The sequence below is a fragment of the Vibrio sp. DW001 genome, from assembly GCF_029016285.1.
Lineage (GTDB): Bacteria > Pseudomonadota > Gammaproteobacteria > Enterobacterales > Vibrionaceae > Vibrio.
Window position 1 is genome coordinate 1,446,870 of sequence record NZ_CP091976.1, and the last position, 26,494, is coordinate 1,473,363.

Annotated in this window: 30 protein-coding genes; 13 read left to right on the plus strand and 17 right to left on the minus strand. The window is 40.7% G+C overall.

Translation table 11 applies throughout. The features are described from left to right. Nucleotide 1: 1 nt before the first annotated feature. The 3 genes from L3V77_RS23900 (at nt 2) to L3V77_RS23910 (ending at nt 4,195) form a co-directional block, all read left to right on the plus strand. Nucleotides 2–3,073 (plus strand): efflux RND transporter permease subunit, encoded by a 3,072-nt coding sequence (locus L3V77_RS23900; protein WP_275137316.1) that lies wholly within the window; start codon nt 2–4, stop codon nt 3,071–3,073. Between the two features lie 257 nt (nt 3,074–3,330). Further along, nucleotides 3,331–3,888 carry a DUF1439 domain-containing protein gene (locus L3V77_RS23905; protein ID WP_275137317.1) on the plus strand — a complete coding sequence of 186 codons (558 nt, stop codon included), beginning with the start codon at nt 3,331–3,333 and terminating at the stop codon, nt 3,886–3,888. Between the two features lie 94 nt (nt 3,889–3,982). Continuing rightward, nucleotides 3,983–4,195 (plus strand): TIGR02450 family Trp-rich protein, encoded by a 213-nt coding sequence (locus L3V77_RS23910; protein WP_275137318.1) that lies wholly within the window; start codon nt 3,983–3,985, stop codon nt 4,193–4,195. 10 nt (nt 4,196–4,205) lie between these two features. Here the strand turns inward: L3V77_RS23910 and L3V77_RS23915 are convergent, their stop codons facing one another. The 3 genes from L3V77_RS23915 to L3V77_RS23925 form a co-directional block, all read right to left on the minus strand. Next, nucleotides 4,206–4,592: a DUF393 domain-containing protein gene (locus L3V77_RS23915; RefSeq protein ID WP_275137319.1), complete on the minus strand. Its 387-nt coding sequence runs from the start codon at nt 4,590–4,592 to the stop codon at nt 4,206–4,208. 143 nt (nt 4,593–4,735) lie between these two features. Continuing rightward, nucleotides 4,736–5,182 carry a cytochrome b/b6 domain-containing protein gene (locus L3V77_RS23920; RefSeq protein WP_275137320.1) on the minus strand — a complete coding sequence of 149 codons (447 nt, stop codon included), beginning with the start codon at nt 5,180–5,182 and terminating at the stop codon, nt 4,736–4,738. A 104-nt stretch (nt 5,183–5,286) separates the two neighbouring features. Beyond that, nucleotides 5,287–5,721 carry a hypothetical protein gene (locus tag L3V77_RS23925; RefSeq protein ID WP_275137321.1) on the minus strand — a complete coding sequence of 145 codons (435 nt, stop codon included), beginning with the start codon at nt 5,719–5,721 and terminating at the stop codon, nt 5,287–5,289. A gap of 86 nt (nt 5,722–5,807) precedes the next feature. Here L3V77_RS23925 and L3V77_RS23930 point away from each other — a divergent pair, with 86 nt between their 5' ends. The 3 genes from L3V77_RS23930 to L3V77_RS23940 all read left to right on the plus strand — a co-directional run bounded on the left by L3V77_RS23930 (nt 5,808) and on the right by L3V77_RS23940 (nt 7,484). After that, a complete protein-coding gene (locus L3V77_RS23930; protein WP_275137322.1) occupies nt 5,808–6,251 on the plus strand; it encodes a MarR family transcriptional regulator in 444 nt (147 codons plus the stop codon). A gap of 96 nt (nt 6,252–6,347) precedes the next feature. After that, nucleotides 6,348–7,049, plus strand: a complete 702-nt coding sequence (locus L3V77_RS23935; RefSeq protein WP_275137323.1) for a YafY family protein — start codon at nt 6,348–6,350, stop codon at nt 7,047–7,049. Between the two features lie 66 nt (nt 7,050–7,115). Further along, nucleotides 7,116–7,484 (plus strand): VOC family protein, encoded by a 369-nt coding sequence (locus L3V77_RS23940; RefSeq protein ID WP_275137324.1) that lies wholly within the window; start codon nt 7,116–7,118, stop codon nt 7,482–7,484. A gap of 70 nt (nt 7,485–7,554) precedes the next feature. Here L3V77_RS23940 and L3V77_RS23945 read toward each other — a convergent pair whose 3' ends face one another. Beyond that, nucleotides 7,555–8,136: a TetR/AcrR family transcriptional regulator gene (locus tag L3V77_RS23945; RefSeq protein WP_275137325.1), complete on the minus strand. Its 582-nt coding sequence runs from the start codon at nt 8,134–8,136 to the stop codon at nt 7,555–7,557. A 152-nt stretch (nt 8,137–8,288) separates the two neighbouring features. Between L3V77_RS23945 and L3V77_RS23950 the strand changes: the two genes are divergently transcribed. Further along, entirely contained in the window at nt 8,289–9,341 is a 1,053-nt protein-coding gene (locus tag L3V77_RS23950) for an alkene reductase (protein ID WP_275138239.1), read from the plus strand. A 134-nt stretch (nt 9,342–9,475) separates the two neighbouring features. Here L3V77_RS23950 and L3V77_RS23955 read toward each other — a convergent pair whose 3' ends face one another. Continuing rightward, nucleotides 9,476–10,039: a dihydrofolate reductase family protein gene (locus tag L3V77_RS23955; RefSeq protein ID WP_275137326.1), complete on the minus strand. Its 564-nt coding sequence runs from the start codon at nt 10,037–10,039 to the stop codon at nt 9,476–9,478. A gap of 120 nt (nt 10,040–10,159) precedes the next feature. Here L3V77_RS23955 and L3V77_RS23960 point away from each other — a divergent pair, with 120 nt between their 5' ends. The 5 genes from L3V77_RS23960 (at nt 10,160) to L3V77_RS23980 (ending at nt 13,230) form a co-directional block, all read left to right on the plus strand. After that, a complete protein-coding gene (locus L3V77_RS23960; RefSeq protein WP_275137327.1) occupies nt 10,160–10,723 on the plus strand; it encodes a helix-turn-helix domain-containing protein in 564 nt (187 codons plus the stop codon). Between the two features lie 90 nt (nt 10,724–10,813). After that, nucleotides 10,814–11,464 carry a TetR/AcrR family transcriptional regulator gene (locus L3V77_RS23965; RefSeq protein WP_275137328.1) on the plus strand — a complete coding sequence of 217 codons (651 nt, stop codon included), beginning with the start codon at nt 10,814–10,816 and terminating at the stop codon, nt 11,462–11,464. A 10-nt stretch (nt 11,465–11,474) separates the two neighbouring features. Further along, nucleotides 11,475–12,389, plus strand: coding sequence for an SDR family oxidoreductase (locus tag L3V77_RS23970; RefSeq protein ID WP_275137329.1), 915 nt, complete (start codon nt 11,475–11,477; stop codon nt 12,387–12,389). A gap of 262 nt (nt 12,390–12,651) precedes the next feature. After that, a complete protein-coding gene (locus L3V77_RS23975; protein ID WP_275137330.1) occupies nt 12,652–12,858 on the plus strand; it encodes a hypothetical protein in 207 nt (68 codons plus the stop codon). A gap of 114 nt (nt 12,859–12,972) precedes the next feature. Then, nucleotides 12,973–13,230, plus strand: coding sequence for a YdcH family protein (locus L3V77_RS23980; RefSeq protein ID WP_275138240.1), 258 nt, complete (start codon nt 12,973–12,975; stop codon nt 13,228–13,230). Between the two features lie 204 nt (nt 13,231–13,434). On the opposite strand, the gene L3V77_RS23985 is transcribed toward L3V77_RS23980, so the two are convergent. The 4 genes from L3V77_RS23985 to L3V77_RS24000 all read right to left on the minus strand — a co-directional run bounded on the left by L3V77_RS23985 (nt 13,435) and on the right by L3V77_RS24000 (nt 16,400). After that, the gene (locus L3V77_RS23985; RefSeq protein ID WP_195705293.1) at nt 13,435–13,578 is read right to left on the minus strand and encodes a hypothetical protein; all 144 of its coding nucleotides are present in this window, start codon (nt 13,576–13,578) and stop codon (nt 13,435–13,437) included. A 100-nt stretch (nt 13,579–13,678) separates the two neighbouring features. Further along, on the minus strand, nt 13,679–15,481 hold the full coding sequence (locus L3V77_RS23990) for an ABC transporter transmembrane domain-containing protein (protein ID WP_275137331.1): 1,803 nt from the start codon (nt 15,479–15,481) through the stop codon (nt 13,679–13,681). Between the two features lie 178 nt (nt 15,482–15,659). After that, nucleotides 15,660–15,998, minus strand: coding sequence for a DUF3316 domain-containing protein (locus L3V77_RS23995; RefSeq protein WP_275137332.1), 339 nt, complete (start codon nt 15,996–15,998; stop codon nt 15,660–15,662). A gap of 63 nt (nt 15,999–16,061) precedes the next feature. After that, nucleotides 16,062–16,400, minus strand: coding sequence for a DUF3316 domain-containing protein (locus L3V77_RS24000; RefSeq protein WP_275137333.1), 339 nt, complete (start codon nt 16,398–16,400; stop codon nt 16,062–16,064). Nucleotides 16,401–16,832: 432 nt separating this feature from the next. Here L3V77_RS24000 and L3V77_RS24005 point away from each other — a divergent pair, with 432 nt between their 5' ends. Continuing rightward, on the plus strand, nt 16,833–17,078 hold the full coding sequence (locus L3V77_RS24005; RefSeq protein WP_275137334.1) for a hypothetical protein: 246 nt from the start codon (nt 16,833–16,835) through the stop codon (nt 17,076–17,078). Here the strand turns inward: L3V77_RS24005 and mnmH are convergent. From mnmH to L3V77_RS24045, 8 genes are all read right to left on the minus strand, one after another. Further along, nucleotides 17,064–18,152 (minus strand): tRNA 2-selenouridine(34) synthase MnmH, encoded by a 1,089-nt coding sequence (gene mnmH / locus L3V77_RS24010; protein WP_275137335.1) that lies wholly within the window; start codon nt 18,150–18,152, stop codon nt 17,064–17,066. The genes L3V77_RS24005 and mnmH overlap by 15 nt on opposite strands. Beyond that, complete coding sequence (gene selD, locus L3V77_RS24015; RefSeq protein ID WP_275138241.1) at nt 18,152–19,210, minus strand: selenide, water dikinase SelD; 1,059 nt, start codon at nt 19,208–19,210, stop codon at nt 18,152–18,154. Before selD ends, mnmH begins: the two co-directional genes overlap by 1 nt. Before the next feature lie 111 nt (nt 19,211–19,321). Beyond that, the gene (locus L3V77_RS24020) at nt 19,322–19,990 is read right to left on the minus strand and encodes a PilZ domain-containing protein (protein WP_275137336.1); all 669 of its coding nucleotides are present in this window, start codon (nt 19,988–19,990) and stop codon (nt 19,322–19,324) included. A gap of 45 nt (nt 19,991–20,035) precedes the next feature. Next, the gene (locus L3V77_RS24025; RefSeq protein WP_275137337.1) at nt 20,036–21,232 is read right to left on the minus strand and encodes an EAL domain-containing protein; all 1,197 of its coding nucleotides are present in this window, start codon (nt 21,230–21,232) and stop codon (nt 20,036–20,038) included. Nucleotides 21,233–21,526: 294 nt separating this feature from the next. Then, a complete protein-coding gene (gene trmY / locus L3V77_RS24030; RefSeq protein WP_275137338.1) occupies nt 21,527–22,123 on the minus strand; it encodes a tRNA (pseudouridine(54)-N(1))-methyltransferase TrmY in 597 nt (198 codons plus the stop codon). Nucleotides 22,124–22,404: 281 nt separating this feature from the next. Next, the gene (locus tag L3V77_RS24035) at nt 22,405–24,009 is read right to left on the minus strand and encodes a PAS domain-containing methyl-accepting chemotaxis protein (RefSeq protein WP_275137339.1); all 1,605 of its coding nucleotides are present in this window, start codon (nt 24,007–24,009) and stop codon (nt 22,405–22,407) included. 431 nt (nt 24,010–24,440) lie between these two features. Further along, nucleotides 24,441–24,869 (minus strand): universal stress protein, encoded by a 429-nt coding sequence (locus tag L3V77_RS24040; RefSeq protein WP_275137340.1) that lies wholly within the window; start codon nt 24,867–24,869, stop codon nt 24,441–24,443. A 128-nt stretch (nt 24,870–24,997) separates the two neighbouring features. Next, nucleotides 24,998–26,494 carry a diguanylate cyclase gene (locus tag L3V77_RS24045; protein ID WP_275137341.1) on the minus strand — a complete coding sequence of 499 codons (1,497 nt, stop codon included), beginning with the start codon at nt 26,492–26,494 and terminating at the stop codon, nt 24,998–25,000.

Consider the following 26,494-nt stretch of genomic DNA (forward strand, 5'->3'; position numbering starts at 1 on the left):
TATGAATACAGCCGTATTTAGTATTAAAAATAGAGTCATCACATGGATGGTAGTGATATTGATGACCTTAGGTGGGATTATCTCATTCTTAGGTTTAGGCCAACTGGAACAGCCGGAATTTACTATCAAACAGGCGCTGGTTATTACCGCCTATCCAGGCGCATCACCTGAGCAAGTTGAAGAGGAAGTCAGTCTACCTCTAGAAGAGGCGATTCAACAAATGCAGCAACTAAAATTGGTTAAATCCATTAATAGTGCTGGTTTGTCCCAAATTGAAGTTGAAGTGGAAAGTGAATATGGCAAAGACCGACTACCCCAAGTATGGAACGAGCTGCGTAATAAAGTAAGTGACACTATCGGTCAATTGCCTCCTGGTGTGGAACAACCGATCATTGTTGATGATTTTTCTGATGTATTCGGTTATTTAATGAATCTTTCTGGAGAAGGATTTAGTTATCTAGAATTAGAAAAATTCTCAGATGTGATTCGAAGAGAAATAGTTCTGATTGATGGAGTTAAAAAAGTCTCCGTCATGGGCAAACCTCAACAGCAGGTCGTGGTTGAAATAAGCCAAACCAAACTGGCGGCATTAGGGGTAGACCCGAATTACATCTATGCACAACTGCAAACTCAAAATGTCGTGTCTAATGCCGGTAAGATGCTGATTGGTCAAACCAGAGTTCGAATCACACCAACAGGTGAATTCAATCACGTGAGCGAGATGGAAAACTTGATCATTAGTGGACCAAATAGTAAAGAATTGATCTACCTAGGTGACATCGCGACGATATACAAAACAATATCAGAGGAACCAACGGATATTTACCATGACAAAGGTCAACGAGCTCTTTCTATTGGTGTTTCCTTTAATTCAGGGGTGAACGTTGTTGATGTATCTAATGTAATCTCACAAGAAATGGGCAATCTGATGGCAAATCGACCATTGGGTATGGAAGTGAATACAGTCTATAACCAAGGTGCTATTGTAGAAAAAACAGTCAGTGGCTTTTTGGTCAATCTTGCTGAGTCTATTGCCATTGTTATCATTGTGTTGCTTATCTTTATGGGTGTAAAAGCCGGTATTTTAATGGGGGCGGTGTTGTTGATTACCATATCAGGTACCTTCATTGTTATGAATGTGCTTGGTATTCAGTTACAAAACATTTCGCTCGGTGCTTTGATTATTGCTTTGGGTATGCTGGTCGATAATGCCATTGTGGTAACAGAAGGTATTATTATTGGAATCAAGCGTGGACACGGACGGCTTCACGCCGCTAAATCTATTGTGGAGCAAACACAATGGCCATTACTAGGCGCAACAGTCATTGCGATCTTAGCCTTTGCTCCTATTGGACTATCACCAGATAATACTGGTGAGTTTTGCGGTTCATTGTTCAAGGTATTGTTGATCTCATTATCCATTAGCTGGTTTACTGCGATGACGATTACGCCGTTTTTCTGTCATTTATTGTTCAAAGATGGCACGACAGAAAGCAAGCAGGAGGATACCTATAAGGGGGCCATGTTCACCGCTTATCGAAGCATACTTAGTTTAGCGATGAGATTTAGAAAAAGTACAATGTTATTGGTTATGAGCCTGTTAGTTGCGTCTGTTATGGGAATGGGGCTCGTAAAACAAGTGTTCTTTCCACCCTCTAATACACCTATATTCATGGTTGATGTGTGGTTAGAGGAGGGCAGTGATATACGTTTTACCGAAGCGTTCATCCGCCGTATCGAAAAGGATATTGTTGCTCTGGATGCAAAAGAGAATGTTGGATTAGAGAATATAACCACAGTGATTGGGCAGGGTGCTCAACGATTTATTTTGCCTTATCAGCCAGAGAAAGGGTACAGCTCGTATGGTCAAATGATCATTGAGATGAGCAGTATAGAGAAAATGAATACCTACCTTCCCAAGATAAGTAGTCACTTGCGGAATGTCTATCCAGAAGCTGAATATAAAGTGAAATTGATTGAGAACGGACCTTCACCAGCCGCAAAAATTGAGGCACGATTTTACGGTGAAGACCCAATCATATTACGCCAACTAGCGTCGCAAACCATGGACATATTTCATGAAGAACCAAGCGCTGAGAACATCCGTCATAACTGGCGCAATCAAACTTTAATTTTACGTCCGGAGTTTAATCTCGCTCAAGCAAGAGAAACAGGCATAAGCAAACAAAGCCTAGATTCGGCATTACTTATGAATTTTAATGGGCTAGGAATCGGCACATACCGTGAACAATCGGACCTTATGCCGATTGTTGCGAGGGCTCCCGAGGATGAACGTTTAGATGCGGGAAGCATCGCTCAATTACAAGTCTGGAGTTCTGAAAACAATACGTTCGTACCGGTAGCACAAATCATTTCCTCGTTTGAAAGTGAATGGGAAAATCCAATCATCATGCGTCGTGATCGAAAACGTGTTATTTCTATTTTAGCGGACCCTATTCTAAGCAGTGACGAGACAGCAGATTCGGTTTTATCAAAAGTAAGAGCCAAAGTAGAAGCAATTGAACGACCAGATGGCTATCAGTTGGAATGGGGAGGCGAATATGAAACGTCCCTCGATGCTCAAAAGAGCTTAGGCAGTTCCTTACCTCTGGGTTTTCTGGCGATGTTCTTAATCACCGTTGCTTTATTTAATTCAGTAAGACAAGCGTTAGTTATTTGGTTAAATGTGCCATTAGCATTAATCGGTATCACGCTAGGCTTGTTAACTTTAAACGCGCCTTTTAGTTTCATGGCAATTTTGGGTATGTTGAGCTTAAGTGGCATGATAGTGAAAAATGGGATCGTATTGGTTGATCAAATCAATCTAGAAATGATTGAAGGGACATCGCCTTTTCAAGCGGTTTATGACTCTTCAGTAAGCCGAGTTAGGCCCGTATGTATGGCCGCATTGACAACTATGTTAGGGATGGTTCCACTGCTTTCAGATCCCTTTTTCATGTCGATGGCGGTAACTATCGTCTTCGGGTTAGGTTTTGCGACGGTATTAACCTTGATAGTACTACCTGTGGCTTATACCTTAATATTCAGAATTCCGATTGAAAAATCGCAATAGGTTTTGTTTACTGACCATCAATTCTGGGTCAAATTAAGGATCAAAAAAGAGCCCAGTAGGGCTCTTTTTTGATCCTATTGTGTCGGTATGGCTAGGGTAGACTTGACACCCGATCCATTTGAGACTTTGCTTCTAATGAAGGTAGTATTAAGTTATAAGAACGACAAAAAATCAGAACCATTTCTTTTAGTGCTACTGTTTAGTTTGTGAATCATAAAAACGCCGCGTTTTTAACGGACGAATAAGAGTTGATATCGATGATAATAAAAACAGCAAAAATAATGACATTAATATTCGCAGCCTTGTTCATTGGTGGTTGTGCTAGCTATAGCATCTCAGAACAAGATATGACTGAATATCTGCAAGATAGTGTGGTTCTTGAACAATCAGTGGGCATTGAGAATGTCATGTATGCACAAGTTGCCGTTGACGACCTGAAAGTAAAAATTGGTCGTTCAGATGCAGAGCGCGTCTCCATTTTTGCAAATACTCGTGCACAAGTGCAGATGTTCAGTATGCAGAATACAGAACTGGATCTTGATATCGAGTTTAGTGCGATTCCTGAATATGATCAGGAAAGCGGAGAGATATTTTTAAAATCGCTTCGTTTAGAGCAGTTTGATGACCATAGTCAGCAACTGACTCCTGAAATAACAAAGCTTCTAAAACCAGCGGTTTCAATGATTGGTCACGCGTTGTCTCAACTCCCTGTCTACAAGCTGGATGGGGACCAAGTTCAGCAAGCACTGCTTAAATCGGCGAAACCTAATTTGGTCATTAAGAATAACAAGCTAGTGATCGAGTTGTTTGATTAAAGGGGGGGGATTCGTTAATAGACCTTATTAATCATTCATAACAAGATTAACGGAATTTTCCGTAGATAAATGATGAAACAGTGGGAAGGTATTGGTGAATAAAATTAATCCAAAGAAATTACTTAATAGTAAATGGACAGCCGTTAATCCTATCAAAAAGGAAAAGCACTTTTTAGTCACGGAGGTAGAGATAGAAGGCAATGAAGTGGTGCGTTGTTTAATAGAAGCCATCATCTCTAAACGTTCACAGGCGATAAACTGGAACGATTTGAAAAACAAGGAGAATTGGCTTCCTGGTTGGAAATAGGTAAAGAGATCTAACGTGAACAACTGTCCTTATTACATCGAGATTTACCCGTTAACCAAAACGATATGCGATATCTGTTTTGGGCAAAATAAAGGTAACACCAATCGGCCATTGGCTTGATTATACGCCAGCGAAGTGGAGCATAGAGCCAGCCTCTCCCTACTAACTGCCACGCACGATGCGTGGCATCCAAACCGAGTAATAATTGTCCTTTATCGTCTAGAGCGTGCAAGATAGTATTCGCTTGTTGGGCATCAATTTGCGGATAATTGAAAAAAGTATCACCGTAAATATCGACGGTCTGAATAAGCTTTGTAATATCTTGTTTTGTAAGCGCCTTCATTTCTTTTGCGCAGAGTGGGCAAGTTCCGTCATAAAATAGGGTCAATTGCGTCATAGCTGTCTCGTTATTGTTTATTACAGTTACGTTGATACGATCCTTTCTTTACGTTGGATCACTTGGTCCTTCCATTCCACCAACGAACAAGTAAGATCATTTCATTTTCTATCTACAGAAAAGAGAGAAAACTGAGACGTGGACTATTTTTTCTTACCAATCCACATTCGAAATAATAGACGGTCTTTTAAAACAAATTGATGAAATAGAGCGGCCAATACATGCAGGCCAATAATAATGGTTAACAGAGTGGTTAATCTTCCGTGAATCTTTCTTATCGGTAGCTCAGAGAGTGACAAGGGCATCGTTTCTCCGAACGCAAGTATCTGTTGCATATCAATTTGAATTGCTATTCCTAGCCCGCTTAGAGCGACGCTAAAGACAAGAATATAGATGGTTCTATGAACCCATGTCGCTATTCTATCTAAATGCAGATTTTCATTACTATTGCTAACTATTAAAGGTGATGCGAGTTTCAAGATGAGACGGGCAATAAAGGCGCAACCAATAATAATGCCTGCGGCGATGTGAACAACTAATCTATCAGCCTTTAAAGACGCCTGTATGACAAGATTGGCAAACCATTTCAAAGGCTGCGTTCTCAGCTTGTAGTGAATAGCTTGCTGTCATTACTAAGGCACAAATAAGAAGGTGTCTTTTTCTAATGGCAGGCTTTGTGTTTATGTTCCTATCATTACCTTTTGTGTGTGAATTTTCGTCCGTCTCGAATGTTAAGAATCATTAGACTAGCGTTTATGAATCCAGCAATGAGTTCAAGGGCTTGGACAACGTAAAATGCAGTATCGAAACTACCTTCCATCGCCCACTGATTGAGCATAATCGCTGAAGGCAAAAGGATTAAAAGTCCATTTATGGCAATAAAAGGCATACGCTTTTTTTTGCTTTCAATGAGGCGTCCTTTTCGTTCCTTAGAGATTAAAAAACCTGTTGCGCCTGTTAATGCAATAGCAGGAATAAGAATAAAAAGACCCGGTAATACGATAAAGGATTTTACCTGTGCTACCGACTCTAAAGAGCCGAATAACTCAACGGTTATGGTTGATGTAAAGAAAGTCACGACGCAAAGCGTCGCAATGATGGCAGATATTCTATGAATTAAGAGTTTCATTAATGTCTCCATGAGGGTATATTTAGCAACATGTTGTCAATTGTAGTGGTTTGACAATATGTTGTCAAATTAACGATGGAAAAAACATGACTATAAAAAAAGAAGGGGAAACCTTTACCCAAATTGTTTTGGAAATTTTTAGGGTAAGTGGAATGCTGAATGCCGAGGGTGATGAAATTTCAGAGGAATATGGACTGAGTAGTGCGAGATGGAAAGTTATGGGCGCTATCGTCACCTCTGAGGGATTACTGACTGTCCCTCAAATCGGGCGTTCTATGGGACAGAGTCGACAGGCGACACAACGTGTCGTTGATATAATGGCAAACGGTGGATTATTAAAATGGGTCGTTAACCCAAGCCACAAAAGGGCAAAATATGTAGATCTAACAGAAGAAGGAATGCGTATATATCGCCTGTTGGATACAAAGCAAAGACTGTGGGCAATGAAAGGGGAAAATATACTTACGGAGGATGAACTGAAGCAAACACTATCGGCACTTCAGAAAATGGCACGTTATTTTGAAAATTAATTTTAATTGGTGTGAAGCTTGATCTTGCTTGAGTTAAGAATAGCGCTGGATATATCGATGTAGTAATCTTTCGGTTTACTCAGATAAAGTACCTTCATGTCTAGAAGCCAACGACTCTTTGACTTACTCCAATTGCTGCGCTGTCATAAATACCCTGTCTCGGCTGAACATTTAGCTCATGAGCTAAATGTGAGTGTGCGTACTATCTACCGAGATATTGCCACACTACAAACGCAAAGCGCGGAGATTGAAGGCGAAGCAGGGCTTGGTTACGTATTAAAGCCGACGTTTATGTTACCGCCGCTGATGTTTTCATTGGAGGAGTTAGAAGCGCTCCTATTGGGCGCCGATTGGGTTGCCAAACAAGCACATGGCGAATTTAGTGGGGCAGTAAAAAATGCTATCGCAAAGATATCGGCGGTATTGCCTGTTGATCATAGTGCGAAGCGCAACGAAGATGTCATACGTGTGGCTTCTGTTATTGAAGTACCACATCTAACGAGAGAATTGTCTGACATTAAGCATGCTATCCAGCAACAATTTAAGACCAAAATTATCTATGTAGATGCGCAAGGCATCTCTAGCGCGCGGATAATCTGGCCTATTCTTATCGGTTTGTTTCAGCAGCATTATGTTTTGGTGGCTTGGTGTGAAACAAAAGAGGCATTTCGTAATTTCAGGCTTGATAGGATAGAAGAGTGGCAGACACTTGAACAAAAGTACCGACGTGCTCGTCGTGATTTATTGAAAGAGTGGCAGCAAAAGGAAGGCATTGGTGAGAAAAACGTGCGCTACTGACAAGAACTGTCATTCGCGTTCGTTATATTACTAATCAAATCACGCTGTATCGCTTTAGGAGATAATATGTTTAAGATCGATTCGTTTGTTCTCTATGTCAAAGACATTGAAACCAGTAAGAAATTCTATACGAAAACCTTTGAATGTGAAGGAGAGGTTTTATCACCAACGTTCGTTTCTTTTTCCTTAGGAGAGGGTGTCACCATTGAGTTAAAGCAACTTACGCAAGTGTTACCTTTAGCTAACATCATGGGTGGAGGGACAGAGTTATCCTTGGTGGTCGAAGATTCAAAAACATTGCACGAGCTTTACGACCAATGGAAAACCAAAGAGGTAAATTTCCTTCAAACGCCTACAAAGTTGGTTTTTGGTCTGACATTTGTTGCCATTGATCCTGATGGACATCGGATTCGGGTGTTTACACAAAACCTCTAATTGAACCCTAGTTTATCGTTAATAGCGATTCACCTGATAAGCTAAGGAATGACTAAACCTCGTGACTTACTTATCGACACACGTCTTGATAAAGCTGTTCGGCAAGCTGCGTTATAGTATCCCCTTGAGGATGAGTATGAGCGAATGTTCTTAAACCATATATCCCCATCATCAGATAATGAGCGCGAGCATCGGCCTCGCGGTCGTTGCTCATCTCTTTCAGATCAATAGCCCTTTGCAAAACCTGAGTAATCGCTTGCTGCCAGTTAGCCAGATGAAGAGTGATAATGCTATGTACTTCATCGTCTTTTTCAGTGACTTCGTTCAATGCTTTAGTCAATAAACATGCCCGGGAGGCATCGCAGCTTTGGCACTCTACAACGATATGATCTAGATAGGACTTAAGCTCAATAAGCACCGAACGTTGACCTGAAAAAAAACCAGTGAATTCTGTAATTCTATCCTGATGATACTGGTCTATTGCCGCTAAGAAGAGACCCCTTTTATTCTCGAACGCACAATAGATAGAACCAGGGTGTAAACCGGTGGCCCTTTTTAGATCTTGCATACTGGTCTTGCTGTAACCTTTATCCATAAAGGAGGTCATGGCAGATCGTAGTACTTTCTCTCTATCAAACTCTGCAATTCGCATTATTAACTCGTCACTCTCGTTAGGACTTTTATCTGAATAATCTATGTTAGTGAAACTATTGTAACCAATATTGAACGCTTATTCAAAAAAGATCTTGAACGCTCATTCACAAAAGAGTATCTTGAATGAACATTCAAGATACAGAGGTCGCTATGACTGATAACCTATTTCAAACTTATGCTCTCAATAAAACTTTATCTTTAAAAAATCGTATTATCATGGCACCACTGACTCGTTGCATGGCGGATGATGACCTAATACCAACTCAAGATATGGCCGATTATTATGGTCGTCGAGGCGAAGCAGGGTTAATCATTTCAGAGGCAGTCATCATACGACCTGATGGCCAAGGTTATCCTAATACGCCCGGTTTATTTACTCCGGCTCAAATCGACGGCTGGAGAACGGTGACAAATGCAGTACATCAAAATGGCGGCAAAATTTTTGCCCAACTTTGGCACACGGGCCGCGTGGCACATCCTCATTTTTATCAATCAACAGGCAGTCAGGACGTGATGGCACCCTCAGCCGTCGGGGTTGAAGGTAGTGTCCCTAGAATGCGTGAATTAACGTATCAAATACCTAAGGCTATAACCGCTGACGACATTACTCAGTTAGTAAGCGATTTTTCCCAAGCAGCAGCTAACGCGATTGATGCCGGTTTTGATGGCGTTGAAATTCACGGTGCTAACGGCTACTTAATTGATCAGTTCTTACATCATGACAGTAACCGCCGTATTGATGAATATGGACAGACACCTGAAAATATGTCGCGTTTTGCACTTGAAGTAGTGGACGCTATTGTTGCTCGTGTTGGCAATGAAAGAACGGCACTACGAGTATCACCCGGTGCCTATTTCAATATGGCTGGCGACAGTCGTGATCGTGATGTCTTCGACTATCTTGTCCCTGAGCTTGAGAAACGTGATTTGGCTTTTTTACATATCGGCGTTTTTGATGATGCGATGGAGTTTGAATATCTAGGTGGTCGCGCTTCAAACTATGTTCGCAGCATCTATAACAAGACGTTAGTAGGCGTAGGCAGTTTCACAGCAGAAACAGGCAGTGACGCTATCGCGAAGGATAGATTTGACCTGCTTGCGATTGGGCGACCATTTATTGCTAACCCTGATTATGTTGAGCGCGTTCGTACTGGGAAAGACCTTGTTGAGTACTCAGATGAGATGCTGACTAGCTTGATATGATGCCAGTGCTTCGATGCCACTGATAACGATAAAAATAATAGGGTTAGCTTTGTGCTAACCCTTTTTTTATCGCTTAAATATATGTATAGACCCTTAAGCTCGTTGCTGTTTAACGTAGGTCTATCAGGAGAGTATTACTGGTAATTAACCGTATACTTCTCTTGCACAAAGTCATTCGCAAAGGTGATCGCTTGCGCTTGCTCTAACTGTATATCCTTAAATGTTTTACCGAACAGTGAAATACCTTCGCCTAACAACACGGGTATACGGGTAATAGTCATTTCGTTGATTAATTGAAGATTAATGAAGGCTTGGATGGTTGCACCGCCATCAATGTAAGCATGATGATGGTCTTCTTTTTCAAGTCGCGATATTAAGGCGGTAAGATCACCGAAATACATCTCTACTTTGTCCCTCATATTAACGGGTGGGTTTTTCAACGTGTTACTCAGTACAATAATACGCGTATCGCCGTAGAACCAATCTTCTGGTGTTAGGTTCATGCTTGAAATCATCTCCATGCATTTTCGACCCATGATCATGCAATCAATAGATGCCATGTATTCAGTCATACCCATGTCCGCATGTTCACCCAAATCTGCATCAAGATTACCAGTGGTATGTAACCAATCTACATTGCCATCTTTTTTGGCAATAAAGCCATCAACACTTGTTGCGATATATACAGAACATTTCATTTCAACACCTCATTCTTGTTTTATTTCACACACACTATCCAAACCTTGGCTTTACGTTCAGAATGATTTACAATTTATTCTACAGCGTAGAAATTATCATTAGTTTAGCGAGTGGATAGAATGACTGTCAAGGATAAAAAAAGAGGTCGCCCAAAAGGTACGAGTAACAAATTGAGTGCACGATCTATTTTGGATATGGCAAAACGTTTAATGCAAGACGAAGGCAAAATTCCGAGTATTCGTAAATTGGCATCAAGTTTAGGTGTTGATGCCATGGCCATTTATTATTATTTCAGCAATAAAAATACCTTACTAGAAGCCGTTACGGTTTCTCTGATAGAAGATATCTATGAGCCAAAAGTGAATGACAATTGGAAGCAGGAGCTAACAGAGCTTTCCACGAGCTATCTCACATTACTTGATAATTATCCAGGATTACTGGAAACATTACTTTCTATGGATGCGTCAGGCCCTGCCCAGGTGTTTATTGACCGATTTAATGACGTGATTAAACCGTTGAACCTTGATGATGAATCGAGAACAAACGCGCTCAATTTGTTGGTGGATTATCTCCATGGGTATGCCTTAGCGTTAAACAACAAAAACGCTAAGGTCGACTTGAATGTCGATATGCTGATAGGGCCGCTTAATTTCTACTGTATTGCTCTAGAGAATATTCAATAAAGCAGAATCAATTATGGTACGCTTGCGTGTCATAATTAGGTGTTGTACATTTAACCACATCAAATAGATATAGAGCGGAGCCTTCAGTAAATGAACAAAATGAACAAAATGAACAAAACGGACAAAAAGGCCGTAGGCCGTCCTATCGATGATGAGAAGACACAAAAAGTGTTCGAAGCCATAGACAACATATTGGCAAACGATGGCATATCAAAACTCTCCATAGAACGAATTGCTAAAACCGCAGAGATATCGAAAGCAACGTTATATCGCCGCTTTCGTAATCTTAAAGGGGTATTAAATACTTACGTCGAGACCTTTACCAGTGATGCTCTTGCCCCACTTTTACAAGATATAAAAGAGAACGTAAAAGACCCTGTAGATCTAGAACGGCTATTGATAAAGCTAGGCACAAATCTGATGCAACTCATTACTCAGCCTAGAGTGATTGCTTTTGATAACGCGATGCTTTCTGCCGGTGTGGAGTATTCAGAATTTAAGCAAGATTTGTTTAAGAAAGGCCCACAAAATGCAGTCCGTCAAATTGGTAATGTACTTGAACAGGCGGGAATAGTGTCGGGTTTCTTCGATAGCTATCGCTTAGGCGATATTTTATTCCATATTTGGCGCAGTGGGGTTTATGACAACGCGAGGGTTTCCGGACAAATTGCAATGAATAGCAAGCAACTCGATCAACATATAACATTAGGCACTCAGTTTTTCTTAACCAAGTTAATTTAGGGGGATTCGAATGAATAAACCAAATACTCGTATCTTGGTCGCTGGTGCGACGGGTTACTTAGGAAGTCACATTGTTAATGAATTACTTAAACAAGAGGCAGACTTTAAAGCTCTGGCGAGGCGTCGTTCTAAACTGGTCAAGATGGGGCTCATTGATAAGCAAATTGAGATCGCCCAAGTAACGGAGATGAGTACTTTAAAGGGGTGTTGCAACGATATTGATGTTGTGATTTCGTGCGTTGGCATTACTCGTCAAAAGGATGGGTTGAGTTTTATGGACGTTGACTTTCAAGCCAATCTTAACCTATTAGAAGAAGCGGAAAAATCAGGTGTCAAAAAATTCATCTATGTCTCTGCTTTTAATGCTCCAAAATATCGGCGTGTTCGGCTTCTTAACGCGAAAGAGCGTTTTTCTGACAGGCTACTTGCCTCCATTAAGTTAACCCCTTGTGTGGTAAGACCCAATGGCTATTACTCTGATCTAGAAGAATTTTATTCTATGGCAAAATCCGGTCGAGCTTATGTTTTTGGTCAAGGTGATGTGAAACTAAATCCCATTCATGGTGAAGACTTAGCGCAATTCTGCATAGATGTAGTCGAAAGAGATGAACGTGAGTATGACATTGGAGGACCTGATGTTCTATCCGTGAATGAGATAGCAGAGCTCGCGTTTTGGGCTCAGAATAAGATGCCCAAAATTACTTTTTTGCCTGATTGGATAAGAACAATATCTTTGTTTTTTGCCGCAAAGCTTCCTGAGAAATTAACGGGTTCCGCGGAGTTTTTCCTGACTGTGATGGAAAAGGACATGATTGCACCTATCTATGGACACCGAAAATTATGTGATCACTTTCAAGACATTTTTCACAAAGAAACACCATTATTAGATGAGTCGAAACACGAGCGGAAAAATAAGTTTCATTGATGCATGTTCACCATATAGATGGTTCTTTATATAAGTAATGCCGATCGGTTAGTACTCTAATCCCTCACCTTTCCCGTGAAAACGAAAATCTGGGTGGATTTAGATCTCCACTTTCGTGGAGATGACGTAGATTTAATGGAGATGGTGGAGATGGTGGAGATGGTGGAGATGGTGGAGATGGTGGAGATGGTGGAGATTTCGTGGATAGGACTCAGATTTCGTGGAGATTAGATGCTGTATATACAAAGGAAAGAACGTTGGTATGAAACAAATTTTGATTAGCAGAATACATACCAACGGAGGGATATTTCGTATATCTGCCAGTATCGATAAGAGTCAATCTATCACCTATCAATCGGTCGACTTTATGAGCACAGATGGTTGGTGTGAACTCGATATTGAATCTGTTGAGGGTAAGCGAGTTTTGTTGGGGATAGAAACGAAAATTATAGAGCATATAGAGTCATAAATAGTTCTGAGAACGTCGTTTTCTGCACACTTAAATGCTTTGTGTTTTAAGCCACATTTTTTTGAGCAAAATACTTCTATAATGATAGGTAATCCGACTGAAGAGAGAATGCCGATGCTAAATGAAAACCATGCCTTTATCTTAGATTTTCCTGATCTTAAATTAGACATTGTTCAGCTTAACCACGACGATCCAATATTCAAAGCCGATCTTCAGCAATATCATGAACTGGACTACAGTATCCGCCAGCTAGAGATAGTAGGGAGTCCAATTGATGATGACAATATGCATGAGCTAAAGCTTCAACGTATGGCGCTAAAAGACAGCTTATATAAGCAGCTAACCAAACATCATGAGCAGGTAAAAGAGTAAACCAACGGAGTCCGTAAAGTAGACATGGCGTTTGAGTTTTGCTTGAGCGTTAAATTAACGGGAGAGTTTGATTTATTACTTAAGTGAAGACGAACGATAGAGATCTTTTTGATAGATGATAAGATCAAAAAAGAGCCAAGAAAAAAGACTGTTACGGTCTACTTTCTTGGCTCTTTTTTTGACAGCTCTTTTACAAGAGAGATGTTACATCAGAATCGCTAAAACAGTGGATACAGATACAACAGCAAGGCCTACAAGTCTAAATAGAATCGGTGCTTCGTTCATTTCTGTCAGCTCAGTCGACTTCCAAGTTTTTAGGGCAGCTCTCAAATCGTTATTTACAGTCATAATATTCCCCTTACATTGCATTGCCAATCTCGATTAAATACATTGTATATACAATGCATTTTCAATGCAACCCTTTTGTGTCACTTTTGTTTCACTTTTATTAATTTAGGTGTTTAAACTGCAGTTCAACCAACCTTTGATACAGCGAACAGCTTCCCATGAGTGCATTGTGATCTCCCATTTCCACCAGTCTGCCATTTTCTAATACGGCAATCTGATCCGCGTGCTGAATAGTTGATAGTCGGTGAGCAATGATCAGGGTTGTTCTATTTCTCATTAACTCTTCTAGTGCTTGTTGGACATGATGTTCACTCTCACTATCAAGGGCTGATGTGGCCTCATCGAGCAACAAAATAGTTGGATTTTTTAGTATTGCTCTTGCGATAGCAATACGTTGACGCTGTCCACCAGATAATCGAACGCCTTTCTCACCAAGAAAGCTGTGGTAGCCCTCGGGTAAGTTGACGATGAATTCGTGAGCATGTGCTTTTTTTGCCGCTTCAATCACTTCTTGGTCTGTTGCGTCAGGTTTTCCGTAACGAATATTGTGAAACACATCGCTGCTAAAGAGAGCGGGGTGTTGAGGAACTAACGCCATCTGTTCACGTAGATCTTTAGGATCGAGCTCTTTGATATCGATTCCACCAAGTGTGACCTTACCCGATTGCGGGTCGTAGAACCGTTGTAGTAGTTCAAACAGTGTGGTTTTTCCCGCTCCAGATGGGCCGACGAGTGCTAATACTTTCCCTTTTTTAGCCGCCAAGGACAATTGGTTAGTAGCAGACTGATCTGGCCGTGACGGGTAATGAAATGTCACCTCTTCAAAGGCTATTTCGGTGCTGAAGTCGGCCGCTTTCAATGTGTCTTTGACCGGTGGCAAGATATGGCTTTTCACCTGTAATATCTCAACCAAGCGTTCAGTTGCTCCTGCTGCTCGCTGCAGCTCACCGAGTACTTCAGAGATTGTCGCTAGTGATGAGGCAAGAATAATCGAGTAGAAGACGAATGCACCTAAATCACCACCAGACATTGTTCCGTGAATGACGTCACTACCTCCGACCCATAACATGCCTGTTATCGCGCCAAAGACAATAATAATTACACCAGCGACTAATATAGACCGATGTTGAACTCGCTGCTTACCAATGGCAAATGCTTTCTCCACTTCGTTGGCGAACGTTACGCGCTCCTCGTTTTCACGGGTATAGCTTTGTACTGTTTTTATATGCTCGATAGCTTCGCCTGCATAGCTGCCAACATTCGACATAGAATCTTGGCTCAGTCTAGATAACGCTCGTACGCGTCGACCATATACAAGGATAGGGATAAGTATCAGTGGGACAATCGCCATCACCACAAGAGTGAGCTTAATATTGGTTGCAAACAACATGACCAACGTGCCGACAAACATAAGCGCACTGCGCATTGCCATGGAAAATGATGAGCCGATAATGCTCTGGAGTAAAGTCGTGTCCGTTGTGATGCGTGACATGATATCGCCACTGCCATTGGTTTCAAAATAGCTTGGGTGCAGAGTAATAACGTGATTGAAAACGGCCAAGCGTATGTCGGCGCTGACTCGTTCGCCAAGCCAGGAGACAAGATAAAAACGGGAGTAGGTTCCTGCAGCAATAAAGACCGTAATGGTAAGCAAAAAGATAATGGCTTTCTTAAGCTCACTTAGCGAGTTCTGTGCAAAACCACCATCAATGAGAAACCGCACGCCTTGTCCTACCGATAGCATAATCCCTGCGGTAAATAGTAAGGCGATGAGAGCGAGAACGACGCGACCTTTATAAGGACGGATGAATCGAATGAGTTCGAATAAAACAGTGAGTTTTTTTGTTTCGCCGTTTGATGTGGATGTTGATATTTCGGCGTTTCTTGTGTCGTTGGCTTGCATCTATCGTTCTGCCGTAAGTCGTTTGGTAACTTGATGATAGCACTACAATTGCGTTGATATGTTGCTTTTTTGTAAATGGCGTTTTATGGCATTATTCTTGAGGTTGATTTATCAATCAAAAAACCACTAGGCTATCCTTTGCCCGTTGGCTTTTTGTACAAAAAATCGAAATGGACGATTAGTCTCTTTCTTTTGCATCGAAGTGATAATCTACGTTAACAACAGCACGATATTGGATCTCACCACGCGTAACGGCAAACTCTTCAACGGAAACTTGTGTATCGTCGATAGCGATATCGCGAACGCCATTGGATGCATAAGTTGGTAGTTTATTACGCAGCTGACTTTTGGTCATGCTTTGTAATGAATCTGTGATATCAAAACCAGCGTCTAGTGCTTCAGCTTTGGTTTGATAAAATGTGGAAATAACCGATGTTTCGCTGTGCGTCGTTTGAACAGAAGCGAACGCTGAAGAAGCAAGGAGTAAACCGGCAGTAAGAGTAATAATTTTTTTCATGTTATGTACCTTATTATTAGCGTGTTGTTTTTATTTGTACTTTGAATAGACAAATGTTCGAGTTTAATCTCTTTCTTTTGAGTCGAAGCTGTAGTCCACAGCAATAACTGCACGGTATTGAACGTCACCGCGAGCAACCGCAACTTCTTCTACTTTTACTTCGGTTCCTTCAAGTGCGACATTGCGAACATTACTTTCATTAATAGTAGGTAACTCATTACGAAGTTGAGTTTGTGTCATGGCTTGAAGAGAATCGGTGATGTCAAAACCTGCATCAAACGCTTCTGCTTTCGTCTGGAAATTTGCCGTTGAAACGGATGTTTCGTTGTACGTTGTGTGTACTGAAGCGAATGCAGAAGAAGCAACGAGTAGACCAGCAGTAATAGCAATTAATTTTTTCATGTTGTATTCCTTTTTGAATTAATAACGCAATTTGAAATAGTGGGTTCAATTGAACGATCAGGTTTGCCCCGTGTCGTCCTATGAGACTCATATTATACTATACAGTCGTGTAGTAAATGGGTGGCAGGCCCACGGATTGTGGGTAAATTGGCACTAATAAAAAGATAAAAACCTTACATACATTACGTGAAACAATTTATATTGTTAATATTCAATTATTTACTGTAAGTGCGATCTAGTTCAAAAAATGCAAAAAAGCCAGCTAATCCGAGAATAATGTGTATATATATTTTGAAAAAATATAAAAATAAATAATAAAAAGTTTGGATTGTGGATTCTGTATGATGACTTGAAGGGCGCGAGAGTATATTCTTCGAATAGAAGTTAATGGATAGGTGTTAAAATCGTTGATTTGAAATGGAGTTCATTTAAATGAAAATACAAGAAGAAGATTTAGGTTTTACATTTAAAAAAATAGCAGAAGAAGTACATATCTTTCATCGAGGTAAGAAAGCAACGGTGTTGCGTGGACGAAAAGCAGATGAGTTTTTGGATGACGCCGACAGTTTTTCTGACGGCGATGGGCAGCAATTAATGGCTCGTATTACGGGTAATTACAAAAGAGGTAATGAGAAGCTGGCTAAGCAAAAGCAAAACAAACGTCTAAACACTTTCTAACCATGCTTCTACTTCAGAGTAGCATCCACGGAAAATAATACGTTCAGATTTTTTACCAAGTTGATATTCATACATGGGGTCATAGTACTGCTTGAGCAAAGGAGCTAGCCAATCTACATGATGAGTGATATCACCTGAACTCTGCATTATTTTTACGGCATCCTGTTGCGCTTGAAGAAGATCACCGTAGCGTTCTAAACCTAATCTTTTTCGTATTTTAAACAGTCCTTGATTGAGATAATCAGAAAACGCCTTCCAACCTAACTCTTCGCCATAGTGTTTGATATAATCAAGTTGCATCTTAATTACATATTCATCAAGCAGGCGCTTAAGTCGAACATCGAAAGGGTCTTCAATCACCGCTAAATTAGATTCACTTATCGCGTCTCTTATAGAATTGGGCACCGAAGCACATCCTACCGTTTTGCCTTCATCTTCATAAACAAAACTCTTACAGCCTTGTTCCAGTTTTTTTACCAACTGAGTAGCAAGCTGATTCTCAAAATTTATTTGAGTACGTTGTTCGGTTACATAGCGGCCAAAAGACGAGCCACGATGATTTGCAGCCCCTTCTATATCGATACCATTTTTGAGAGATTTGATAAGGTCTGTCTTACCGCTACCAGTATTACCACCAAGAACGATCTTAGGCATAGTAGAGGCCTGTTCTACGGTATCGATCAAGAATCGACGTAGTGCTTTATATCCACCAGTAACAAATGGGTAGTCTATACCTGCTTCGTTAAGCCATTGCTGAGTGATTTGTGAGCGCATCCCGCCGCGAAAACAATATAGGTATCCATTAGGATTCGTTTCGCAAAAAGCCTTCCACATTGCGACTCGTTGGTCTTTGATTTCGCCGTTGATCAATTGATGTCCCAGCTTAATGGCTTTTTCTTGCCCCTGTTGCTTGTAACATGTACCGACGGATGAACGCTCTTCGTCTGTCATCAACGGCATGTTTATCGATAATGGAAACGCACCTTGACTGAATTCGACAGGCGCGCGGACATCCAATAATGGAATGTCCTTGCTAAAGAGCATTTCATAATCATTGCAATTTTGCCGTTGCATCAAACAACCTCGATAAGAGCATGGTTGTTGGCGTTATCTAATTGGTCTGTCGGTTTGATCAGTTTACCGATAGATAGAAGTTCAATACCATGTTTATCCGCGAGTGCTTTAACGGTCGCTTTGCCTTCTTCTGAAACGGCAAGAAGTAAGCCTCCAGAGGTTTGAGGGTCACACAAAATGGCTTTTTGTTGATCAGTGATCTCGCCAATTTTTTCTCCGTAACTATCGAAGTTTCTTTGCGTACCACCTGGCACACAACCTTGAGCGATATAATCGAATACACCCGGTAGAGTAGGGATGTTAGCAAAGGTAATCTCCGCTTGAAGCCCGCTGCCTTCACAGATCTCACTTAAGTGACCGAGTAAGCCAAATCCAGTGACATCTGTCATGGCTTTTATTGAGCTGATATTAGCAAATTCAGCACCAATTTTATTTAGCTTACACATCCAGTCTCGTGCAAGACCTTTGTGGTTTTCGGAAAGTTTTGATTGCTTCTCGGCTGTCGTCAGAATTCCAATTCCAAGCGGTTTGGTTAGGAAAAGCTCGCAGCCACTCTCTGCTTGATTATTGCGTTTAACTCTGTCGGTTTCTACAATGCCAGTGACTGCAAGACCAAATATAGGTTCAGGGGCATCGATGGAATGGCCACCAGCAAGAGAAATACCCGCTTCAGCACAGACAGCCCGTCCACCTTCAATGACTTTTTGGGCGATTTCTGGGGCGAGGATATTAATTGGCCAACCTAAAATGGCGATGGCCATAATGGGTTTTCCGCCCATTGCGTATATGTCGCTTATTGCGTTTGTGGCGGCGATACGACCGAAGTCATATGGGTCATCAACGATGGGCATAAAGAAGTCAGTCGTACTAACGACGGCGGTACCGTTACCCAAATCATAAACCGCCGCATCATCCTTACTTTCATTTCCGACCAGTAAGTTCGGATCGTTAAATGGTAATATCTGAGTTTTTAGAATAGTATCAAGTACTTGAGGTGATATTTTACAGCCACAACCTGCGCCGTGACTGTATTGAGTTAGACGAATAGGTTCCATGATAATTCCATTGTAAAAAGAGAGACAATTCTACTCCTGATGAAGGCACTAGTCACTACACAAAACGGAGGCGTTTCAATCGTTTTGAGATGTTATAGTTGAGTATTTCGTCGCTCATCGAGTTGTGGTCTCAATGACATGATTAAGTACTTCTAACTTTAAGTCGTCATTCATAACGAGTTTTTTTTCTAATGCAACCCCGATTATAAGACCGCCCGCATGACGGCGCATATTGACGACAGTTGATTTAGGGTAGGGTTTTGGAATATGTGTCATTTCAGGTTCGATGATCACGTCATTACCAATGCTTATATCGATTCTATCTTCTTTGATATAAAGCGCGCAACCGCTTACTGAGATATCAATGAAGCGTGCAGTGTACCTTCTATTGTTAACGCAAATATCAGCATGAATGTCGACTTTAAATCGTTTACTCGTTCTTATCGGTTTGCTTTCAATGCTATTTGGATATTGGATAAACAGCAACCATGACCCAATAGTCTTAATGCTCATTATGTGGCTCTTGAAGGCAATTACATGGCCAACGTCTGTATCTGCAAACCCTCGAATAATGATGTCGAGTTCTGTTGTTTTACGAGTAATAAGGTCTTCCATTACCTTAGAACTGAGCTCGAATATAAGATAATTATCTTCTTTAAGGCCGACAAATTTACATTGGAATGTATAATACTCTTCCGCCATAAACGCTATGTTTCCAGATAATCTCATGCCAAAGTCCAAATACCTTTTTAACTCTTCGGCTTTTACGAATGGATTACTCAAATTACAATTCCATTATAAGTTGTTGTGTCTGCTATTTTTCAGCCTTTAAAGGCCATCTGACCAACGCATTGACTGATCGTAACAATGGCGGGTGAAATCTTCTTTAAAATCTAAAAGGGTGTTTATTTGGGCAACGCTTTCCCAATCCGCTTTTTCATACGCTTTGACGAGAGAAAGTAATCGTCCTAGCGTCCCCGAGTTAAATAACAACGCTTCTTTTACGGTCGGTTCAACCGGAAGAATATCGACGATATCTTCAATAGGGGCGTCAAATAATGCGTCCAATAGAGATAATAAACCAACCAGGAATGCTTGATTATTACCCATGTCGTTCTCATTATTTTGAGACGTTAATTCACAGAAACGAGCCCTTTGTATCGAAAGTGTGTATAAAATATCGGACTTATCTTCTGCGATAGAAGAAATGGTCACGAGAGAGATAAACTTTCGTAGTTTTTCTTCATCCAAAAAAGCAAGTGCTTGATGAAATGAACGAATAGGTGTTAAAAGTTGGGATGAATTGACGTAACGTAATAGTTTAAATGAGAGGGTAACGTCTGAAGTAAAGATAGCTTCTAACTTTTTATAGTTGATCTCTTTGTTTGATATCTCTTTACACAACTCAATCACGGTTTCGAGGAACGGGTATATTTTTTTCTGTTTGATGATTTCTGGTCGACTAAAAAAATACCCTTGAAACAGATCAAAATTGCATGCTAATGCTTGTTGAAATTCTTCATGAGTTTCGACTTTTTCGGCTAGAAATTGTATCTTCGAACCTTTCAGTTTCTCTATAAAACGTGCGGCTTTTTTGAGTGGTATAACACGGATATCAAACTTGATAATGTCGATATGAGGTAAAAACCGGCGCCATTCAGGCGAAGGAATAAAGTCGTCTAACGCAATACAATATCCGTCGGACTTGAGTCGAACAATCGCCGTGTATAATTCATCCGTTGGCAGGCAGTCTTCCAATATTTCAACGACAATTTTTTCTTTTGGTAGCAGCAAAGGGGCCAGTGAAATGAGGCTGTTATACGGAAAATTAATAAAACCTATTTTGTCTCCTATGGCAGGACACTGAGTGCTGAAAAATTGATCGAGCATGACTCGACCAGTCGCTTGATCGGCGTCTATATGTGGAAACGCATTTTTTGATCCGTCTCTAAATAAGAGTTCATAGGCAAACGTATTTTTATTGCGATCTAAAATAGGCTGTCGTGCAACGAATGAGTAACTCATAAATAATGTATACTATCGGATGATACTGTGAAGAAGATATTAATCATAACAGTGTGTTACGAAATTAACTTCAGAAGTATCACCGTTATTTATTGAAGAAAAGAAAGTGATGGCCGTACTGTATCAATCGAGTGGATATTTAATATGCAAAATCCGCAAGTAAGATAAAGAGTGTGAAGTAAGGGGAGTGGTAGTGATGAAATTGTGGTGTGAAATCCAAACGACAACCATTTGAATTTCACTGCATCGATAATAAACTCTGAGAAATAGAGGTGACCTCAAGGACACATTGAATTAATGATTGATGTCTAGTTCATTGTGAATCAATACGACGCATTGAGAGGCAAACAGCATTCTTGGGCCAAGGCTTATCTTTATTGCCCCAAGTCGTTTCAAACTGTTGAAACTTTTCTTTGGCATAGGGATATGGTCGGTCAGCAAAAAGCAGGGGTTACCAATGAATTCTTGCTCCCGAATAGGCGTACCTTTTTTGTCCATCATGAATAATTGATAGTCTTCAGCGAGTTCTTGTACCAACTTTTCGAAACTAACAGTTCGCACGGTAATGCCCGGTTCCACTGGACGCTCTTCTTCTTTGACCATACCTTTCGATTTATCCAGTGCATTCGTCACTTTGTTTAAAAGTGCCTGTTCATGGAATCCGCCGAAATTACTAATCTCATTTGGGCTGAAGCAGATGGTGCGAGAATAGTCTTGAGTCTTTTCTAGTACGAGATAAACAACGACATCATCACGATGGGATTGCGCGACAAAGATGGTATTCATTAAAGTGTGAGCCAAAATTTCGCTGTGTGCTTCTTGTCCAACCGACGCCAAAAGTTGTTGGCTGTCAGTGGAGGCCGCTCTAGCTCGTAATACAAACGCGCGCATAGATGATTGTCCTACTGATTGAAATGGTTTGTTTATAGATGAGAATGCCTTTATTTATAAGGCCACCAAACATTATGGCCGTCATTATTGCAGTTTTAGCAAATTATGTAACGGGTAATGATTCAAAATGTTTTGATGAATTTGTCGCGGGCTCATTACATGAATGGGTAAATTGAATTTGAATGTCGACGTTGAAAGAGGAAAGCAAAAAGAAGAAAGAAGGGTCGCGTCTCTCATGACCAGCGCCTACAGCGACTGGCCATGAGGATTGCCGACTGAAACTAAGGCATAGAGACGGAATCACCTAGATTGTACTGGTCCATTTGGAGTTCAAGTGACACTGACAACTTGGTTAACGATTCAACTTTTTCTTCTAGTTGATGAATGCTGTCGGCTGTTCTATATGACTGGGTACTTATTGACGTTACATTCTGATTCATTTCTTCAGCGACACTGTATTGCTCTTCTGCGGCCGTCGCTATCTGCATATTCATGTCATTGACATCGGCTACGGATTCCACAATTTTTGAAAAGGCGTCTTCGGTCCCTTGAATTTGCGTTACCGAAAATTGAACTTTTTCTATCCCTTTATCTACGGCGCTTACCGCATTCGTGCTGCCACTTTGCAGTTTTTCGATCATGGTATTTATCTCTACCGTTGACTGCTGAGTTCGAGATGAAAGGACTCTAACCTCATCAGCTACAACGGCAAAGCCTCTGCCATGTTCCCCTGCTCTTGCGGCTTCTATAGCCGCATTCAGTGCCAACAGATTGGTTTGGTCTGAGATGCTACTGATAGATTCGGTAATATCCCGTATTTGCTGACACTCATTGGCCAATAAGTTAATGGTCACTGAGATGCTAGAAAGACTTTCAGCCAGTTCGAGAATCGTGTCTCTTGTAGACGAAACCATGATTTTGCCTTTGTTGGCTGCGATATCGGCTGTCGATGCGAGTTCAGATGTACGAGAGGTGTTCTGGGCAATTTCTGCTACCGTTGAACTCATTTCATTCATAGCAGTTGCGACCAGTTCTGTCTCCATATGCTGCAAATTCATACTTTCTTTGGTTGTGCTGCTTGTTTTCGCGAGCACTTCCGTCGCGAGAACCAAATCATGAGAAGATTCGCCAAACCTTCCAACAACGGCTTTTAACCGTCCTTGAAGCATTTTCGCTGACATCACAGTCTCACCAATTTCATCTTGCTTGATGATCTCAATTTTTTCGGTCAGATCGCCAGCGGAAATGCGTTTAATAATGTTGGTTAATCTATTGATTCTTTGTACAACATCAAAATTAATCAGGTACAACAGTATTCCAAATAACAGTACTGTCCATAGGTTACTGGCGACATCAAAAATATCTAAGCTAAACAGCTGATTCTCATTCCATTGCATGGCTAAGAATGTAATGAATGCTAAACCAACAATTGTGTTAACTTGAGTGGCGAGCGTCATTGTGGCGTATAAACTTGGTTTTGGGATTTTCTTCTGAGTGTTATTATTTAGGTCTTTATATAGAGCCTGAGCATCGTCTATCTGTTTTCTTGAAGGGCAACTTCTTACTGACTGGTAACCCACTTTCTTCCCATTTTCGAGGACTGGAGTAACGTAAGCATCAACCCAATAATAGTCTCCGTTTTTACAACGGTTTTTAACGATGCCTTTCCAAGGTTTGTCTGCCTTAACGGTAGACCATAGGTCTTCAAAGGCCGCTTTGGGCATATCTTTATGGCGAACGAGGTTGTGATTTGAACCGATCAACTCGTCTTCTGAATAACCACTTATTACAATAAAATCGCGGTTACAGTACTGAATGACACCATCCAAATTAGTAACAGAAACAAGCGTTGCATTGTCTCCAAATTTTCTTTCTTTATCTGCCATCAAATCTCACCTTCAAAAATTGTCCAATGGATACAGACAACCAACTAAATTGACGTTGGTTGTAAATGTGTAGAACGCCAAGAAGCACATTTATTTTCAATTGCTTCTATTTACGAATAAAACCTTTTTTTAGTTTTCTGTTTTCGACGTGTTTAGTTCTGAATTATTTATCTCAATTGACGAAGACATACATAGATACCATATATTATTACACGATAAAACAAAGGTATTTTATATGGACTGACCGTTAGACTTGAACTAATAGCGGATTTAAAGAAGGAAAATATGAAGTTTGGAACCTGAAGGTGCACCTATTGAAAACGAAATGATGCACCCGTTTAAGCATAATGTAGCTGAATCGAAAGACGAGTTATATGGGATGTTCCTTGACTAAAAATAATAGAATGAAATCGGGTAATCGTTGCAAGACACTAGGCTAACGGAACCACCAGTAACTCCACAGGAATGGATTTCATAACCTGTTTAGCCGAGGAGTTGATGTTGTGCCAGAATCCTTGATGATGACCGCAGACAATGAGATCAATTTCGTATTCGGCAACGGCATCTTCTAGCTCTTGAGAGAGACCACCAAAACCCACCAAGGTTTGTTCAATGGGATAGGAAGTACTCTCTTTGAGCGTATTCAGCTGTGCTTTTGATTCTTGCAATATGTTGTTATTGGCGCTGTCATTCACAAACGAATGTACGATCTGATGAGTGAAGTCGTCGTCTTTCATTACGTCAATATAGATAAGTGATAGTTTGGCTTTGGTTGCTTTGGCAAGGTCAACGGCTTTGTCCACCAATAGTTGGCTATCGTCGCTTAAATCTACAGCAACAAGTATGTGGTTGTAACTCATTGTCTATTTTCCTCATGATTAATTTCTTTAAGTGTAGGGTGGTATTAACACTTTTTTCAATCGTCTCTTGTACAAATTGAGCGATAGATTATCCCTTGATAGAAGTGAATTTTATCAAGCCACGTTGTTCAAGGAGAAGGTACGAGTTCTCTATCGAATTCAAGTGCATGAGTTTCTAATATTTTATGGACGATGGCCAAATACTCATGCACGCTATCTTCATCTGCAAGAGAGGACAACTCATTGAGTGACTTGATTATTTGAACGTGTTGCTGAATATGTTCTGAGGTCATGTTTAGACCGAGTCGTTTGCTCACTTTGACCTCATTTTGAAAATGTTGTTTCATCTGTTTCTTAAACAGGCTTTTAAATTCCGTGAAGTCTTGTTGATTGTTGTGAACAGATTGAATGAGGTCGTCTAACCGTTGGTGGTCTTCATCTATTTCGTCTATTCCTATCTTAGCGATACTGTAGTTTGCTTTGGGTGTTTCGCTTGAAAAGGTGATACTGCCTCGTTGTGATTTCTTAGAACGATACATCGCATTATCGGCTTCTCTTAGCGCAATATGAGCACTCTGAGAGTTTGGTGACAACATATGTATGCCGACGCTGCAATCAACTTGTAGTACTAAACCATGCGTATTGATTGGATTCTTTATTAATTGTTGTATCTGGTGTGCCACTTTTTGTGCATGACTTTTTGCCTCGTTTAGTGAACTGCCGGCGTTGACGATGAGTATTGCAAACTCATCACCACCTAACCGAGCGACGACTTCATTAAATTGACATCGATGCTGTAAGCGAGAGCTGAGTTCAACAAGAACCGTGTCCCCTACATAGTGTCCAAATTGATCGTTTATCGGCTTAAACCCGTCTAAATCTAGATAGATTAAAGCACCAACATGGTTGTGTTGTATTAGCTTACCGAGTACATGTTTCAATTTGCTATCAAACATACGACGATTGTAAATACCAGTGAGTTGGTCAGTATTGGACTCTTTTTCAAGTTTGCTTTGAATTTCTTCGGTGTAACTCAGCAATGCAAAGACACCAATAACAGTACAGAAAGCGGGCCAAATTATTTGTGAATATATACTGGATTGAGAAAATAACTCTGGCGATATTTCCATCAATACAGAGCGACTTAAGATGACGAAGGCCATGAATAAAAATGCGTAGCCGACGACGCTGTCGGAGGGGTACCGGACAGTTTTTAATCGCAAAAACATATAGCTGATAGAACCAAAAGCCACTGGCAGAAATACACCGCTTATGTGCAAGTAGTAAGTGAGGTCGCTTTGTAATATGAAATAGAGTTGTGCTGCACAATTAAGGACAAAGAGTCCAACAATTAATGACCACGGAACCTTTGTAGCTGTTCGTTTACAGGCGAAGATAACCATTGCCCAGACAAAAATGGTCGAGGCGAAAGCTGATGTGATTTCCAACACAGTGCTGACTTCAAACACGTAGATAAACCAGCTAACAAAATAAGCAAAAAACGCGATTATAAAAAACCTGATCGAGTTAGAGCGATTCTCTAATTCTTTTACCCGTGTCGCGGCAAAAGCGAATACCAAATTAATGAGGGCTACGCTAAAAAAGTAGGCTTGCTCAATCGCCAT